At 60.9% G+C, this 15,913-nt stretch carries 13 protein-coding genes and 1 pseudogene; 8 read left to right on the forward strand and 6 right to left on the reverse strand.

The genetic code is table 11. From position 1 onward, the window contains the following. The first annotated feature begins 15 nt into the window (after window positions 1-15). From Q1W70_RS05350 to Q1W70_RS05375, 6 genes and pseudogenes are all read left to right on the forward strand, one after another. Window positions 16-648, forward strand: coding sequence for a DUF1120 domain-containing protein (locus tag Q1W70_RS05350; protein WP_166588655.1), 633 nt, complete (start codon window positions 16-18; stop codon window positions 646-648). A 182-nt stretch (window positions 649-830) separates the two neighbouring features. After that, window positions 831-1,544, forward strand: coding sequence for a fimbria/pilus chaperone family protein (locus Q1W70_RS05355; RefSeq protein ID WP_436799877.1), 714 nt, complete (start codon window positions 831-833; stop codon window positions 1,542-1,544). Window positions 1,545-1,673: 129 nt separating this feature from the next. Next, window positions 1,674-4,151 carry a fimbria/pilus outer membrane usher protein gene (locus tag Q1W70_RS05360; protein ID WP_302098659.1) on the forward strand — a complete coding sequence of 826 codons (2,478 nt, stop codon included), beginning with the start codon at window positions 1,674-1,676 and terminating at the stop codon, window positions 4,149-4,151. A 10-nt stretch (window positions 4,152-4,161) separates the two neighbouring features. After that, on the forward strand, window positions 4,162-5,304 hold the full coding sequence (locus tag Q1W70_RS05365) for a DUF1120 domain-containing protein (protein WP_302098660.1): 1,143 nt from the start codon (window positions 4,162-4,164) through the stop codon (window positions 5,302-5,304). An 82-nt stretch (window positions 5,305-5,386) separates the two neighbouring features. After that, window positions 5,387-6,007, forward strand: a complete 621-nt coding sequence (locus tag Q1W70_RS05370) for a DUF1120 domain-containing protein (RefSeq protein WP_302098661.1) — start codon at window positions 5,387-5,389, stop codon at window positions 6,005-6,007. A gap of 193 nt (window positions 6,008-6,200) precedes the next feature. Beyond that, window positions 6,201-6,743, forward strand: a pseudogene (locus Q1W70_RS05375) (DUF1120 domain-containing protein); the annotation flags it as partial. A gap of 110 nt (window positions 6,744-6,853) precedes the next feature. Here Q1W70_RS05375 and Q1W70_RS05380 read toward each other — a convergent pair. From Q1W70_RS05380 to Q1W70_RS05405, 6 genes are all read right to left on the reverse strand, one after another. Next, window positions 6,854-8,170 carry a CynX/NimT family MFS transporter gene (locus Q1W70_RS05380; RefSeq protein WP_166588660.1) on the reverse strand — a complete coding sequence of 439 codons (1,317 nt, stop codon included), beginning with the start codon at window positions 8,168-8,170 and terminating at the stop codon, window positions 6,854-6,856. Then, a complete protein-coding gene (locus Q1W70_RS05385; RefSeq protein WP_302098662.1) occupies window positions 8,160-8,819 on the reverse strand; it encodes a FadR/GntR family transcriptional regulator in 660 nt (219 codons plus the stop codon). Before Q1W70_RS05385 ends, Q1W70_RS05380 begins: the two co-directional genes overlap by 11 nt. Before the next feature lie 166 nt (window positions 8,820-8,985). Next, window positions 8,986-9,750, reverse strand: a complete 765-nt coding sequence (locus tag Q1W70_RS05390; RefSeq protein WP_166588662.1) for an amino acid ABC transporter ATP-binding protein — start codon at window positions 9,748-9,750, stop codon at window positions 8,986-8,988. A gap of 10 nt (window positions 9,751-9,760) precedes the next feature. Beyond that, window positions 9,761-10,858, reverse strand: a complete 1,098-nt coding sequence (locus Q1W70_RS05395; RefSeq protein WP_166588663.1) for an amino acid ABC transporter permease — start codon at window positions 10,856-10,858, stop codon at window positions 9,761-9,763. A gap of 10 nt (window positions 10,859-10,868) precedes the next feature. Then, window positions 10,869-12,050, reverse strand: coding sequence for an amino acid ABC transporter permease (locus Q1W70_RS05400; RefSeq protein ID WP_166588664.1), 1,182 nt, complete (start codon window positions 12,048-12,050; stop codon window positions 10,869-10,871). A gap of 65 nt (window positions 12,051-12,115) precedes the next feature. Beyond that, window positions 12,116-13,147, reverse strand: a complete 1,032-nt coding sequence (locus Q1W70_RS05405) for an amino acid ABC transporter substrate-binding protein (RefSeq protein ID WP_095171222.1) — start codon at window positions 13,145-13,147, stop codon at window positions 12,116-12,118. A 468-nt stretch (window positions 13,148-13,615) separates the two neighbouring features. Between Q1W70_RS05405 and Q1W70_RS05410 the strand changes: the two genes are divergently transcribed. Then, on the forward strand, window positions 13,616-14,272 hold the full coding sequence (locus Q1W70_RS05410; RefSeq protein ID WP_185818256.1) for an alpha/beta hydrolase: 657 nt from the start codon (window positions 13,616-13,618) through the stop codon (window positions 14,270-14,272). Window positions 14,273-14,369: 97 nt separating this feature from the next. Next, window positions 14,370-15,836 (forward strand): ATP-dependent RNA helicase RhlB, encoded by a 1,467-nt coding sequence (gene rhlB, locus Q1W70_RS05415; RefSeq protein ID WP_302098663.1) that lies wholly within the window; start codon window positions 14,370-14,372, stop codon window positions 15,834-15,836. The last annotated feature ends 77 nt before the right edge of the window (window positions 15,837-15,913 follow it).

The raw sequence follows: 15,913 nt of genomic DNA on the forward strand, positions 1-15,913 counted from the left end.
GAGGAGCACACCCCCATGATCAAACAACTGACAATATTGGCTACGGCCTTGTTGCTTGGCGCCACGACTTCCGTCTTCGCCGCCTCCAGCACCGACCTCACCATCACCGGCACCATCACACCTGCTGCCTGCACGCCGACTCTTGAGAACGGCGGAGTCGTTGATTACAGGAGAATATCTGCGAAAGATTTGAACGCGACGACAAACACCCAGCTTGACGAGCAAACGCTGGAACTGACCGTGAGCTGCGGTACCGCCGCTACTCAATTTGCAATTCAACCCATTGATAATAGAAGCGATTCGCAGGGCCCAATGCCTGAGCATTTTGGCTTGGGAATAATCAATGGCAGTGAGAAGCTCGGCTTCTATACGCTGACTTTAACAAACCTGAACGCAGACGTTCCTTCGAGGCTCATTCAATCAGCAGATGGCGGAAATACCTGGTCTAACATTGTCGATAACACCGCAATTTTGCGTGAGAGCTTGATCGCTGTCGGCAGTTTGACGCCTCCCTTTAGCCCTAGTGATATTACAAGTGCAACCATGGACATCACCGTCAAGCCTTCCATCAACCCCACCGACGGCCTCACCCTGACCGACGAAGTACAACTCGACGGCTCAGCCACCCTGCAAATCGTATACCTGTAATTCAAATAAATACCGGGCAACGAACCTGGCGTGAGTTGCCCACCCAACCATTAAGAAAAGCCCACTGAACATTCACTACCCTGCCCTCGCGACAGCGCTGCTGATCGCCTGCGCGCCCCTGTTTCCACCGTTCACCGCACACACCTGGCGGTCAACGGCGTGATCAATCAACGAGGCATGTCATGAAGAAAATTTTCAAGTTCACACACCATTTGATCTACACCGGCTTCGGCGGCTTCGCGCTGTTGATGGCTGCCCAGGCCCAGGCCGACGGCATGGTCCCCGACACCTCGGTGGTGATTGTCAACGAGGCCGATGGCGAAGCCTCCGTGACCGTGACCAACACCGATACCAACCTGGCCCTGTTGCATATCACCCTGCAAGACATCCCCGAGGACACCGAGCAGCTAGTGTTCGTGACCCCACCGCTGGCCCGGGTCGAAGCCTCGAAAAGCCAGTTGATCCGTTTCATCCTGCAATCGGAAAAACCCCTGGTGACCCAGCGCCTGAAGCGGGTGATCTTTGAAGGCATCCCTCAAGGCAAAGCCCACGCCGAGACAGGCAACGCCCGCGTGGGTGTGACGGTGCGCCAGAACCTGCCGGTGATTTTGCACCCCAAGGGCCTCAAGCCCAATCGCACGCCATGGACCGACCTGCAATGGTCGTTGAACAACGGCCAACTGACCGTCAGCAACGATACGCCTTACGTCGTTCGGTTGGCCCAGGAAGTACAACTGCTGCCATCGGGCAATGCGATGTTGCCAAAAGCCTACGTGTTGCCGGGCGAAAAGCTCAGCGTCGCGGCATCGAGCCAGACCGCCCAACAGGTACGCATCCAGCCGGCCACGGTGTATGGCTTCTCAGCGCCGCCGTTCGAGGCACCACTCAAGCCCTGAACCACCTTAGAACCAGCGCCCCAGGGAAAACAGGCGTGAACTTTCGGGCTGACGGTCGCTACCGTCCCCAACGCAAGCCAGCAGCGGCAATGGATCAGGCCAGCACGGCGGCAATCACTCAGTGAACCCATGAACACCGTATCCAACTACCGTGATGGCGAAGCCATGCCTGAAAAACAGGCTGTAAACGCTCGTCTGTCGACGCTGCGTGCCAGTACCGTGGCGCTACTGAGTAACGCGCTGTTGTTGCTCGATGCACGTGCCGAAGACCTCAGCGGCGCGGCACTGCCGACCTCGTTCGACCAGAAAATGTTGACGCAACGCGGTATCGACCCGGCACTGGCAACCTCATTGCTGCAGGCACCGCGCTTCACTGCCGGCAAGTACCCGATCACCCTCGTCGTTAACGGCAAGCCCCATGGACGGGTGGATGTGGCGTTCAATCGCGAAGGTGAACTGTGCTTTGACCTTGCCCTGCTCGATGCCGCCAACCTGCTGGACCCGACTGACCCGGTCGACGGCCAGCGCTGTTTCGATGCCGTCGGCACCTGGCCACAAATGGCCATCGAACAAGACCCGGCAAACCTCAGTGTGAAGCTGATCGTCCCCACCGACGCCATACGTCCAACGGCCCGGGACTTCACGGGTTATCAAACCGGTGGCTTCGCCGCGTTGCTCAACTACGACGTCAACAGCCTGTTCAGCGATAACGCCGGCCAGTCGAGTCGCTACCTGTCGGCCAACACCGAACTGGGCTTCAACGCCGGGGACTGGATCGTGCGCAGCCGCCAGGTGCAGACCTGGCAAAACGACGTGTCGACCACCACTCATCTGGCGGCCTACGCCCAACGCACGTTTGCCAGCCAGGAAACGGTGCTGCAGGCAGGCCAGATCAGCCTCTACAACCCGGTACTGGCCGGGGCGCAGATCACTGGCCTGCAGTTGATGACCGAACAGGCGTTGCAAAGCGAAGGCCAAGGCTCGCCCATCGAAGGCATTGCCAGAAGCCAGGCTCAGGTGGAAGTCCACCAGAACGGCTCGCTGATCCACTCAACGGTGGTGCCGGCCGGTCCCTTCTCGTTAAACGACGTGCGCCGCCTCGATAGTCGTTCCGACGTTGAAGTCACGGTCAAGGAAACCGACGGCAGCGAGCAGCGTTTTACCATCCCCGCGGCCATGCTCGGCGTCGGCTTGCCGGCCCCCGGTTTTTCCCTGGCCGCCGGCCAGGCACGTAACACCGGCGACACCCAGGGTAACGCCCCTTGGGTGATCAGCGGTGGCTGGAGCGGATCACTGAGCCCGCTGATGCAATTGAGTGCCGGCGCCACCGGTGCCACCGACTACCTCGCCGCGGGTGCCGGCCTGGGCTTGCAGCCCGGCAAGCGCACGCAGATCCAGACCACCCTGCAAGCCTCCGATACCCGCGTCGGGCAACCTGCAAAAGGTGTTCAGGCAGATCTGGGCGTGTCGCAACGCCTGGGTGAACAGTGGTCGGTGAATGCCAGCACCTCGCACCGCACGTTCGGTTACAGCGATCTGTCGCAAGCCGTGACCGAAATCGAGTCCGAGCGCAGCCACTCCCGTAATCGCGACCAGCAAACGCTGGGGCTGAACTGGTCACCGCCGGGGCTGGGCGCTTTGAGCGGCAGTCTCAGCCGTTCGACCTCGTTTGACGGGCAAAGCAGCAACCGCGCGCTGCTCTCGTGGGGCACCAATGTAGGCGGCGTCTCGGTGTCGGCCTCGGCGCAATGGCAAGTCAGCGGTAACCAGAGCAGTGATGACAGCGTGTATCTGAACCTGAGTATTCCGCTGGGTGAAAACCGCCGGGGGCGTACCTGGGTGCGCAATGCCGGCGGTGAATACCGCAGCGGCGTCGGCCTGAACGAGCAGGTCAATGATCAACTGAGCTACCGGGTCGGCGTCGAACACGACACCCGTGACAAGCAAGTGCAGACCACCGCCGGTGTTTCGCTGTTGCCGCGCTACAGCCAGTTGGACCTGAACTACACCCGCACCGATGCCGAGCGTTCGAGTTATCAGGTGGGCGCGCGCGGAGGTGCCGTAGTGCACGGTGACGGCGTGACGTTCACGCCCTACCCGGTGCGCGAAACCTTTGCGCTGGTGTCGGTCGGCGATGCCGATTCGATCAAGGTCTCGACCCCCAGTGGTCCGGTCTGGACCGACAGCAAAGGCAACGCGGTAGTGTCGCAACTGACGGCCTATGGTCGCAGCGCAGTGGAAGTCGACACCCGTTCGCTGCCGCGCAACCTCGATATCCACAATGGGCTGGCAGTAGTCACCGCCGGGCGCGGCGCCGTCGACAACATCGACTTCGGCATCACCCAGACCCGCCGTGCGTTGCTCAAGGTCACCACCGCCAACGGTGCGCCACTGCCCCGTGGCGCCACGGTGAATACCGAGGACGGCGAGTTCATCACGCTCGCCCAGGAAGGCGGCGTGGTGTTCCTGCCAAACGTACTGGAAACCCCGACCCTGTGGATCACCGCGCCGGGCATGGACCGCTGCCAATTGAGCTTCGAACTGCCGGCCAAGGCCGATACCGACGCGTACTACGAAACCGCCGCCGCCCAGTGCCGAGCGATTTGAGGATCACTGCATGAAACTGTCCCACCCCTTGCTTCTGACCCTTGGCGCTCTATCGCTGAGCACAATGGCACCGCACGCCTGGGCCGACGCCAACGACTGTCAGCTCAACGTGAGCCAGCCCGTACTCGATTACGGCTTGATGAACCGTGCGATCCGCGCCGACAGCCTGCCTGAACGCACGCTAGGCGAACGCCGCGTGAGCCTGACCCTGAGCTGCTCGCACCCCACCGACATGACCCTGTTCTATCGCGCCATGGCCGCGACCGCCGAACGCTTTCGTCTGGCCGACCAGGGCAGCTACGCCGTGCGCGTGGGCTATGCGGTGCTCGATGGGCAGTCGGTCGACCTGGGACTGGTCTCCGCCACCGGTCAGACACCGGAAGCCACGGCGTCCAGCCTGCTGTGGCGACCGGAACAGGCAATCGTCCCGGTGCGGGCAGGTGCCGTTGCCAAGGGGCAGAGCTTTTCGGCACAACTTGAACTGACGGCCTGGGCCCAGGAGCAGGCATCACAAGTGCGCGACGCGGTGGTCTGGGAGGCCACAGGGCTGCTCGACGCGGTCGCGGCCGGGCGCTCCAGGGAAATCGCCTTGCGGGCCAGCTTCGCCCCCGGGGCATGCAATGTGAGCCTGTCAAACGGTGGCCTGGTGGATTTTGGCCGGATGTCGAAAAACGACCTGAACACCGATAAAAGCACGCGCCTGCCGCCCAAGGGGTTGAACCTGCAGGTCGGCTGCGATGCACCGACGCATTTCGCCCTGCGCATGCACGACAACCGCGCCGGTTCGGCGACGGTCAACAGCGAAATCTACTACGGCCTGGACGTGGACGGCCGCAACAACAAAATCGGCCTGTATTCGCTGACCCTCGACCCGGGCAGCGCCAGCGCCGACAGCTATGCGCGGCTATTTCGAACCGACTCCACCACGGGTGGCACGGCCTGGAGCACGGCCAGCACGAGCGCGATTCCACTCGCTCAAAACAGCTACTTGGGGTTCACCGACCTCGCCGGCAGCACCTCGGGGCCCGTCGCGATCCAGAACCTGAGCGCCGCCGTCACGGTCGAGGCGGTCATCGCCCCCACCGAAAGCCTGGACCTGAGCAACGCCGTCAACCTCGACGGCTCGGGCACGATCGAAATCGTTTACTTGTAACACCCAACCTGCTTGGCGCTGCCTGCACACATTGAAGTGCGTTGGGCTCGTCAAGAACACACCAGCAACTGGAGCAGTAAATTTGAACAGATACGTCGCTGCACTTTCCGCCACCGCCCTGATCAGCCTGGCACCCTATGCCCTCGCGGCATCGAGCACTGACCTGAGCGTCACCGGCACCATCACCCCGGAAGCCTGCAGGCCAATCCTGCTCGGAGGCGGTCAGATAGACCTTGGGAAAATCCAATCGCATACCCTTCACCCAACCCGCAGCACACAAGTGGGCAAAAACACGTTGCAATTGACCGTGGAGTGTGGCTCGCCGACCCTACTCGCACTGAATGCAATCGATCACATGGCGGGTACTGAACATGAGCCGAGTTACTTTGGTGTAGGACTCACCCAGGCTGGCGAAAAACTGGGTGCCATCAAGCTTGGCTTATTGAGTCCAGTGGCCGATGGGCTGTCGGTAGCCACCATTGCCTCATACGATGGCGGAGCAAGCTGGGAGGATGAGCACACCTTACTTACAAACAATCTCCTGTCGTTCGCTCATCACTCTGATCTCGGCACGCCGATCCCGATAAAAGATCTCAGCGTACCGCTTTCTGTAACGACCTTCATCGCCCCGGCAAACGGTTTGACGCTGACTGACGAGCAAAACATCAACGGAGAAATCACCCTCGAAGTGATGTACCTGTAAGCGTATGACGCCGAACCGTTCACGGCATCAGAGCGAGTGGTTCGGCATCCCCCCAGCCTCGGCGTTTTTGCCGGGGATGGAAAACAACCACTGAAAAGAAGCGCTCAATCCCATGCATAAATATTTTGCGGCACTCGCTGCCACTGCATTGATCGGCGTTGCACCCTATGCCCTCGCGGCATCGAGCACTGACCTGAGCGTCACCGGCACCATCACCCCGCACGCCTGCACGCCTGGCTTTACCGGCAGCAGTGTCGTGGACTACGGCAAGATCCTGGTCAAAGATCTGAACCCCACCGTACCCACTGAACTGAATGATCGCGCGCTGCAATTGAATGTCACCTGTGGCGAGCCAACACTGATGGCACTGAAGGTCATCGACAATCGCCCGTATCTGGACCTGGTTGACTACACCTACTTTGGAATGGCATTAACGCCCGCCGGTGAAAAGCCGGGGTACTTTTACCTCGATATCGATCAAACGCTGGTGGATGGGGTGAGCGCCCAGTCGATCTACTCCATCGATGGGGGGACAACCTGGAAAGCCACCTCAGAAATTTACCGTGATGATCTGTGGTCGGTCAGTTCCACCACTGACCACACCACACCGATCAGGGTGAACAACGCGACGCTGGATATGCGGATAAAAACCACGATCCACCCTACTGACAGCCTCACCCTGACCGACGACATCACCCTTGATGGTTCGGTAACCTTCGAATTGGCCTACCTGTAGGCCTGCAACGCCGCCCCCTTCGGTGCGCCTCCGACCGAAGGGGCGGCATCTATCGGCTCTGGATATCCACGATGCTGTCCCAGACCGTGATGGACCGATGCCCTTCACGCTCATACCTTTTCGCTTTCGACCTGCACATACAACGCCCGCCCGGCACCGAGCCCGGCAATGATCGCGCCGCCGCCGATGACCGCGAAAATCCAGCCCACGGCCGACCAGCCACCGGTCAAGTCATGCACGATCCCGACCGCGAACGGCCCCATGGACGCCAGGGTATAACCGAAGCCCTGGGCCATGCTCGACAGGTTCGCCGCCACATGGGCATCACGCGAGCGCAACACAATCAAGGTCAGCGCCAGGGCGAAGGCTGCGCCCTGGCCCAGGCCCAGCAGGATCGCCCAGCCCCACAAACCTTCAATCGGCGCGTACAGGCAACCGAACAGCCCGCCCAGGGTCATCAGCATCACCACCACGATCGCCAGGCGCTGGTCCTTGCCCCGCGTGGCCAGCCAGGGGGCGGCCAGGGAACTGGCCAATTGCACGATCACCGAACCCGACAGCACCAAACCGGCCTGGGTCGGCGTCAGGCCACGGCCAATCAGGATCGACGGCAACCAGCCAAAGACGATGTAGGCCAGCGACGATTGCAGGCCCATGTAAAGGGTCACTTGCCAGGCCAGGGGATCACGCAGCAGCCCGCGCACCCGATACGCAACATTGTGGGCGCCGTGCTTGGGCCCCACCTGCGGCAGCCAGAACAGCGCCGCCAGCAGCGCCGGAACCATCCAGAACCCCAGGCCCACGGCCCAGCTCTGCCCAAAATGTTCGCTCAAGGGCACCGACGCCCCGGCGGCCATCGCGGCACCGAGGCACAGGGCCATGGTGTAGACGCCCGTCATGGCGCCGGCGTGCTTGGCAAAATCGCGCTTGACGATCCCCGGCAGTAATACACCGATCACCCCAATACTGGCGCCGCCCAGGATGCTGCCGGCAAACAGGCCGATCTCGCCGAACGAACTGCGCAGCAGAACCCCACCCGCCAGGGTCAGGAGAATCCCCAACACCACCCGTTCGGCACCAAAACGCCGCGCCAGGATCGGCGCCAAGGGCGCGAACAGCCCCAGGCACAACACCGGCAAGGTGGTCAGCAACCCCGCCTGGGCCGCCGACAAGCCAAGGCTCTTCGACACCTCGCTGAGCAGCGGCGCCATGCTCGACAACGCCGGACGCAGGTTCAACGCCACCAGGATCAGCCCCAGCAACAACAGCCAGGGACGCCGCAACAGCGGCTGGCTCTGCTGGACTTGCTCGTCATCGGCCTCGGCATCGATCAGCAGTTCTTCGAGCTCTGCCGAGCGTTTGGGGGAGACGGTATCGCGGGTATTGGCCGGTTGGCTGGACATGGAATTCTCGGTTTCAAGGCTCATTGATCAACTGCCGGGAAAGGGCCTTGGCCCGTTCCGGATCGCGCTGCTCGACGGCATCGAGCAAATCGACATGCAAGTCGAACACGGCTTGGCGTCTGGGGACGATGTTCAAGGTCTCGCGCAACTGCGCGCCGACAATGCTGGAGAAATAGCGGTACAGCTCACTGAGGGTGGGGTTGTGCGCGGCATCCACCAGGCGGCGGTGAAACACCATGTCGCAGGCGATGTAACTGTCGAGGTCGCCGTGATAGTGAGCACCACTGACCGCCAGCGCCTCACGCAGGGCCACCAGGTCCTCATCGGTGCGACGCAACGCCGCCAGGCCAATCGCCTCGACCTCGAGAATATGCCGGGTCTCCCGGGCCTGTTCATGGGAGCAACGGGACAGGGCTTTCATCGTATCCAACGGATCGACCACCGCCCGCAGGTAACTGCCGTCACCCTGGCGAATCTCGATCAACCCGGAAAACGCCAACACACGCATGGCTTCGCGCACGGTGTTGCGGCTGATACCCAGCTCGGCGGACAACTCGGGCTCAGTAGGCAACCGCTGGCCCACGGTCCAAAAGCCTTGGTTAATACGCTGGCGCAGTTGGTCCAGGGCCTGATCGACCAGGGATCGTTTCACCAATGGAGATATTTCTGACATGAAATTCGCCCTCTCATCCAATCATAGGATGTATTTATCGGCATGCTAGTCAACATCAGCACGGAGGGCAACGGATTTACTCCTACAGGGATTCTGAACGGCGATAAATCACAGGCAAAAATAAACCCGGAACGCAGTCCGGGTTTATTTCAGTGCCTGGGCTCGATCAATGCAAAATCTGGCTCAAGAACAACTTGGTCCGCTCATTCTGCGGATTATCGAAGAAGTCATTCGGCGCCGCCTGCTCAACAATCTCCCCCTTGTCCATGAAGATCACCCGATTGGCCACCGTCCGCGCAAAGCCCATCTCATGGGTCACGCAAAGCATGGTCATGCCATCTTCGGCCAAGCCGATCATGGTATCGAGCACCTCCTTGACCATCTCCGGATCGAGCGCCGACGTCGGCTCATCGAACAGCATGATCTTGGGCTTCATGCACAGCGCCCGGGCAATCGCCACCCGCTGCTGCTGGCCACCCGACAGTTGCCCCGGAAACTTGTGCGCCTGCTCCGGAATGCGCACGCGCTCCAGGTAGTGCATGGCAATTTCCTCAGCCTTGCGCTTGGGCATCTTGCGCACCCACATCGGCGCCAGGGTGCAGTTCTGCAAAATCGTCAGGTGCGGAAACAGATTGAAGTGCTGGAACACCATGCCGACTTCACGGCGCACCGTTTCGATCTGCTTGAGGTCATTGGTCAGCTCCACGCCATCGACCACGATCCGCCCCTGCTGATGCTCTTCCAGGCGGTTGAGGCAGCGAATGGTGGTCGACTTGCCGGAACCCGAAGGCCCGCACAGGACAATCCGCTCGCCCTGCTTGACGTTGAGGTTGATGTCTTTCAACACATGGAACTGGCCGTACCACTTGTTCACGCCCTGCATCTGAATAATGCCTTCAGGGCTCACCGGCTGTTTGCTTGCTTCGCTCATTACAGAACTCCTAACGCTTGTGGCCAGTGTCGAGCTTGCGTTCCAGGTGCATGGAATAGCGCGACATACCAAAACAGAAAATCCAGAACACCAGGGCCGCGAACACGTAGCCTTCGGTGGCCATGCCCAACCATTTCGGGTCGGCGGCGGCTTGCTTGACGCTGTTGAGCAAGTCGAACAGGCCGATGATGATCACCAGGCTCGTGTCCTTGAACAGCGCAATGAAGGTGTTGACGATACCGGGGATCACCAGCTTCAAGGCTTGCGGCAGGATTACCAGGCCCATGCTGCGCCAGTACCCCAGGCCCATCGCGGCAGCCGCTTCGTACTGCCCTTTGGGAATGGCTTGCAGGCCGCCACGCACCACTTCGGCGACGTAGGCCGACTGGAACAGGATCACCCCGATCAGCGCCCGCAGCAGCTTGTCGAAGTTCATGCCTTCAGGCAGGAACAGCGGCAGCATCACCGAGGACATGAACAGCACCGTGATCAATGGCACGCCGCGCCAGAACTCGATGAAGGTCACGCAGACCACCCGAATCGCCGGCATGTTCGAGCGCCGTCCCAGGGCCAGGATGATGCCCAGCGGCAACGCTCCGGCAATCCCGACCGTGGCGATCACCAGGGTCAGCATCAGCCCGCCCCATTGGCTCGTCGCCACCTGGGTCAAGCCGAAAACCCCACCATGCAACAGGCACCAGGCAATGATCGGGTACAGCACCAGGAAGCTCAGCCCGTACACCGCTTTGCGCGGGAAGCGCGAGATGAACAGCGGTGCCACGCCGATGACCGCCAGCCACACGGTCAGGTCCACGCGCCAGCGCAAGTCCACCGGGTAGTAGCCATACATGAACTGGCCAAAGCGCTGCTGGATGAACACCCAGCAGGCGCCGTCCTTGGTGCAGTCGGCCTGGCTGGTACCGACCCAGTTGGCGTCGATGATCGCCCACTGCAGGAGCGGCGGCACCACCAGGTAAATCAGGTAAAACGCGAACAGCGTCAGCAGGGTGTTGAGCCAGCTGGAGAACATGTTGGCGCGCATCCACGCCACCACGCCGATGCTGCTGCTCGGCGGAGGCATATCCGGTTTGAAAGTATGAGTACTCATGCGCTATTCCCTACCGCTCGATCAGCGCAATGCGCTTGTTGTACCAGTTCATCAGCAAGGAAATGCTGATGCTGATCGCCAGGTACACGCTCATGGTGATGGCAATCACCTCGATCGCCTGCCCGGTCTGGTTCAGCACCGTGCCGGCAAACAGCGAGACCATTTCCGGGTAACCGATACCGGCCGCCAGCGAGGAGTTCTTCGCCAGGTTGAGGTATTGGCTGGTCAGCGGCGGAATGATCACCCGCAGCGCCTGGGGAATGATCACCTTGCGCAGGGTCGGGCCGTTGCGCAGGCCAAGGGAGTGCGCCGCTTCGGTCTGGCCGTGGCTGACTGACTTGATGCCCGAACGCACGATTTCGGCGATGAACGCCGCGGTGTAGACGGTCAAGGCCAGGGTCAGTGCCAGCAGTTCCGGGATCAGCACCCAGCCACCGACGAAGTTGAAGCCTTGCAGCTTGGGCATTTCCCAGTGCAGCGGAGTGCCGACGATCAGCGCGCAGAGCGCCGGGATCAGCAGGAACAGCGCCAGGCCCACCCAGAATTTATGAAACGGTACACCGGTCGCTTCGAAGCGTCGGGTGGCCCAGCGGTTCATCAGCACAATCGCCACAATGGCCACGCCGACGCTCGCCACAAACGGCCAGAAGCCGTCTGCCATCAACGCGGCGGGCATATTCAGGCCACGGCTGCTGACGAAGAACGTGTCGCCGAAGTTATGGCTGTTGCGTGGTCCCGGCATGGTCAGGAACACCGCGAAGTACCAGAACAGGATCTGCAGCAGCGGTGGAATGTTGCGGAAAACTTCCACGTACACGGTCGCCAGCTTGGCAATGATCCAGTTCTTCGACAGCCGCGATACGCCGACGATAAACCCCAGGATCGTCGCCAGGATCACGCCGATGAAGGTCACCAACAAGGTGTTGAGCAGGCCGATGACAAACACCCGGGCATAGCTGTCCGATTCGGTGTAGTCGATCAGGGTCTGCGCGATGCCGAAACCGGCACTGCGCTCAAGAAAGTCGAAGCCGGAGGTAATACCCCGGTGTTGCAGGTTGGTCTGCGTGTTGTCGAACAGATACCAGCCCATCGAGACCACCGCCACAATGGTGATGATCTGGAATAGCCACGCACGCACTTTGGGATCGCTGAGGCTGAGCCTCTGCTTTGGTGCGCCGATAGAGTTTTGCATGGAGTGCCCCAGAAGTAATGGTACAGAACATCACCCGGTGGTTGGCCCACCGGGTGATAGAACCATCAGCGCACGGGTGGTGCGTATTGAATGCCGCCGTTGTTCCACAGAGCGTTCAGCCCGCGGTCGATTTCCAGTGGAGTGCCCTTGCCGAGGTTTTTCTCGAACACTTCACCGTAGTTGCCGACCTGCTTGACGATCTGCACGACCCAGTCTTTGGGCAGCTTCAGGTCCTTGCCGTATTCACCGTCCGCCCCGAGCATACGAGCGACATCCGGGTTCTTGGTGGACTTGGCTTCGGCTTCGACGTTTTTCGAGGTGATGCCGGCCTCTTCAGCGTTGAGCATGGCGTAGCCTGTCCAGCGGATCACGGCCAGCCACTCGTCGTCGCCATTACGCACGACAGGGCCCAGTGGCTCCTTGGAAATGGTTTCCGGCAGAACCACGTAGTCCTTCGGTGCGGCCAGCTTGCTGCGCTGGGCGAACAGTTGGGATTTGTCCGAAGTCAGCACGTCGCAACGACCGGATTCCAGCGACTTGGCGCTTTCGTCGGAGGTGTCGAAAGTGATCGGGGTGTATTTCAGGCCGTTGCCGCGGAAGTAGTCGGAAACGTTCAGCTCGGTCGTGGTACCGGCTTGAATGCAGATGGTGGCGCCGTCCAGTTCCTTGGCACTCTTGACGCCCAGCTTGTTGTTGACCAGGAAGCCGATGCCGTCGTAGTAGGTGATGAAGCCAGGAAACTTCAGGCCCATGCCCGCATCACGGGAGCTGGTCATGGTGGTGTTGCGCGACAGGATGTCAATTTCGCCGGACTGCAGCGCGGTGAAGCGCTCCTTGGCGTTCAACTGACTGAATTTCACTTTGGTTGCGTCGCCGAATACCGCGGCGGCCACCGCGCGACAGAAGTCGGCATCAATGCCGAGGATCTTGCCGGTGGAATCCGGTACCGAGAAACCCGGCAGACCGTCACTGACGCCGCACTGTACGAAACCCTTCTTCTGCACTGCATCCAGGGTTGCACCCGCCTGAGCGAACCCGCTGACACCGAGTACTGCGGCCGCAGTCATCACTGCCAGGGTGGATTTCAACATCTTCATTCAAACCTCCAGTTTTGCTCTTGTTGTGTCGGAGCTTGAGTCCTGCCGCACCCTTATGAGGCGCTGTTGACCCGTGTTGGCTTGTTTTAGGGTCAAGCGGCGTAAGACCTTAGCTATGAGTCTAGTAGGAGAAAATCCACATCATGGAAAACTCACTGCTCACCAATCGGCCGAACGGGCTGTAGCCCTTTCTTGTTTGCCAAGCCCGTAGCGGCCATTGGCGAACGTCCATCACCGGATTTTTTGCTCTCCCGCGCCGGGCGGTTGCCTGATAGTGTTACCGCCAAGCGTAGGATCGCACGTACAGGTTTTCCCATAGCAAGGCCCGTACCACACCGGGCGCTAAAGCGATTCAGCCGCAGGTCAAGAGCAAAACTTGCAACCTTGCGACAACTTCTTAACTGATCGACCCGCCGTGCACTTTGAGCTCGCACTCAAAGCGGGCGAACGCACAACAATGGAGCAGCCATGACCGAGCCCTTGATTCTTCACCCCGCCAAACCGGAAGACGCCTGTGTCATCTGGCTCCACGGCCTGGGCGCCGACCGCTACGACTTCCTGCCCGTGGCAGAAGCCCTGCAGGAAACCCTGCAGACCACACGCTTCGTGCTGCCCCAGGCGCCGACCCGCGCGGTGACCATCAACGGTGGTTACGAGATGCCCAGCTGGTACGACATATTGGCCATGAGTCCGGCCCGGGCGATCGACCGCGAGCAACTGGAAGCGTCGGCGCAACGCATCATCGAATTGATCGAAGAGCAGCGCGCGAGCGGAATAGACCCTTCGCGAATTTTCCTCGCGGGTTTTTCCCAGGGGGGCGCGGTGGTCCTGCACAGCACCTTCCTCAAGTGGCAGGGTCCGTTGGGTGGCGTACTTGCCCTCTCGACTTATGCCCCAACCTTCACTGAAGACCTCGAGCTGTCCGCCAGCCAGCAACGGATCCCGGTGCTGTGCCTGCATGGCCAGTACGATGAGGTGGTGCAAAACGCCATGGGCCGCAGCGCCTATGAGTACCTGAAGACCCGTGGTGTCACCGTGGCATGGCAGGAATACCCAATGGGTCATGAAGTGTTACCCGAAGAAATTCGCGATATTGGCGTCTGGCTCGCCGACCGTTTGCGCTAATCCGCCCACATCTATGTAGCAGTGTGACCAACGCACTACGCCGCGCCCGATTCTTGCATTACACTGGCCGGCGTACATTCCTTAACCAATTGATGAGATGACCGTGCTCAAAGCACTCAAGAAAATGTTCGGTAAAAGCGAGGCTGAGCAGCTCGCGCCCAGCTCCAGCGCACCCTCCCCAACCGCCAGCCACCGCACCGACGGTCATCAGCCTGGTCGGACCGCAGCTGTCGCGGCACCGCAAAACGAGCCGGTGAACACACCGGCCACCGACGCTGCCCCGCCAAAAGCGCGCAGCGAGACCCCGAAGCCGCGTCGCGAACGCGCGCCAAAACCGCCGGTCGTGGCCTGGAAACTCGAAGACTTCGTCGTCGAACCCCAGGAAGGCAAGACCCGCTTCCACGACTTCAAGCTGGCCCAGGAACTGATGCACGCCATCCAGGACCTGGGTTTCCCGTACTGCACGCCGATCCAGGCGCAGGTATTGGGCTTCACCCTGGCCGGCAAAGACGCCATCGGCCGCGCCCAGACCGGCACCGGCAAGACCGCCGCGTTCCTGGTCTCGATCATCACCCAGTTGCTGCAGACCCCACCGCCGAAAGAGCGCTACATGGGTGAGCCACGGGCCCTGATCATCGCGCCGACCCGTGAACTGGTGGTGCAGATCGCCAAGGACGCAGCCGACCTGACCAAGTACACCGGCCTCAACGTCATGACCTTTGTCGGCGGCATGGACTTCGACAAGCAGCTCAAGCACCTGGAGGCGCGTCACTGCGACATCCTGGTCGCCACCCCGGGCCGCCTGCTGGACTTCAACCAGCGCGGCGACGTGCACCTGGACATGGTCGAAGTCATGGTGCTGGACGAAGCGGACCGGATGCTCGACATGGGTTTCATCCCACAAGTGCGTCAGATCATTCGCCAGACCCCACCGAAAAGCGAACGCCAGACCCTGCTGTTCTCCGCCACCTTCACCGAAGACGTGATGAACCTGGCCAAGCAATGGACCACCGACCCGTCCATCGTCGAGATCGAAGCCCTGAACGTCGCCAGCGAGAACGTCGAACAGCACATCTACGCCGTTGCCGGTGCCGATAAGTACAAGCTGCTCTACAACCTGGTGACCGACAACGGCTGGGAACGGGTGATGGTCTTCGCCAACCGCAAGGACGAAGTGCGGCGCATCGAAGAACGCCTGGTCCGCGACGGCGTCAACGCCGCCCAACTGTCGGGCGACGTGCCGCAGCACAAGCGCATCAAGACCCTGGAAGGTTTCCGCGAGGGCAAGATCCGCGTCCTGGTGGCCACCGATGTCGCCGGCCGTGGGATTCACATCGACGGCATCAGCCACGTGATCAACTTCACCCTGCCGGAAGTGCCGGACGACTACGTGCACCGCATCGGCCGGACCGGTCGTGCCGGCGCTGAAGGCGTCTCCATCAGTTTTGCCGGTGAAGACGACTCCTACCAGCTACCGTCCATCGAGGCGCTGCTGGGCCGCAAGATCAGCTGCGAAACCCCGCCGACCCATCTGTTGCGCCCGGTAGAGCGCAAGCGTCCGTAAGATCGGGTCGTCACACCCCAAGCGCAGCCGGCCACCGACTGCGCTTTTTTTACGCCTGGATATTGCCAATCAGAACA

Origin of the sequence: Pseudomonas kielensis, assembly GCF_030505375.1 — a bacterium.
GTDB lineage: Bacteria > Pseudomonadota > Gammaproteobacteria > Pseudomonadales > Pseudomonadaceae > Aquipseudomonas > Aquipseudomonas kielensis.

What these genes read in the sequence shown, in the direction of transcription:
- Q1W70_RS05350 (WP_166588655.1), top strand. Translation starts at nt 16, where the DNA reads ATGATCAAACAACTGACAATATTGGCTACGGCCTTGTTGCTTGGCGCC.
- Q1W70_RS05355 (WP_436799877.1), top strand. Translation starts at nt 831, where the DNA reads ATGAAGAAAATTTTCAAGTTCACACACCATTTGATCTACACCGGCTTC.
- Q1W70_RS05360 (WP_302098659.1), top strand. Translation starts at nt 1,674, where the DNA reads ATGAACACCGTATCCAACTACCGTGATGGCGAAGCCATGCCTGAAAAA.
- Q1W70_RS05365 (WP_302098660.1), top strand. Translation starts at nt 4,162, where the DNA reads ATGAAACTGTCCCACCCCTTGCTTCTGACCCTTGGCGCTCTATCGCTG.
- Q1W70_RS05380 (WP_166588660.1), bottom strand. Translation starts at nt 8,170, where the DNA reads ATGAGCCTTGAAACCGAGAATTCCATGTCCAGCCAACCGGCCAATACC.
- Q1W70_RS05385 (WP_302098662.1), bottom strand. Translation starts at nt 8,819, where the DNA reads ATGTCAGAAATATCTCCATTGGTGAAACGATCCCTGGTCGATCAGGCC.
- Q1W70_RS05390 (WP_166588662.1), bottom strand. Translation starts at nt 9,750, where the DNA reads ATGAGCGAAGCAAGCAAACAGCCGGTGAGCCCTGAAGGCATTATTCAG.
- Q1W70_RS05395 (WP_166588663.1), bottom strand. Translation starts at nt 10,858, where the DNA reads ATGAGTACTCATACTTTCAAACCGGATATGCCTCCGCCGAGCAGCAGC.
- Q1W70_RS05400 (WP_166588664.1), bottom strand. Translation starts at nt 12,050, where the DNA reads ATGCAAAACTCTATCGGCGCACCAAAGCAGAGGCTCAGCCTCAGCGAT.
- Q1W70_RS05405 (WP_095171222.1), bottom strand. Translation starts at nt 13,147, where the DNA reads ATGAAGATGTTGAAATCCACCCTGGCAGTGATGACTGCGGCCGCAGTA.
- Q1W70_RS05410 (WP_185818256.1), top strand. Translation starts at nt 13,616, where the DNA reads ATGACCGAGCCCTTGATTCTTCACCCCGCCAAACCGGAAGACGCCTGT.
- rhlB (WP_302098663.1), top strand. Translation starts at nt 14,370, where the DNA reads ATGACCGTGCTCAAAGCACTCAAGAAAATGTTCGGTAAAAGCGAGGCT.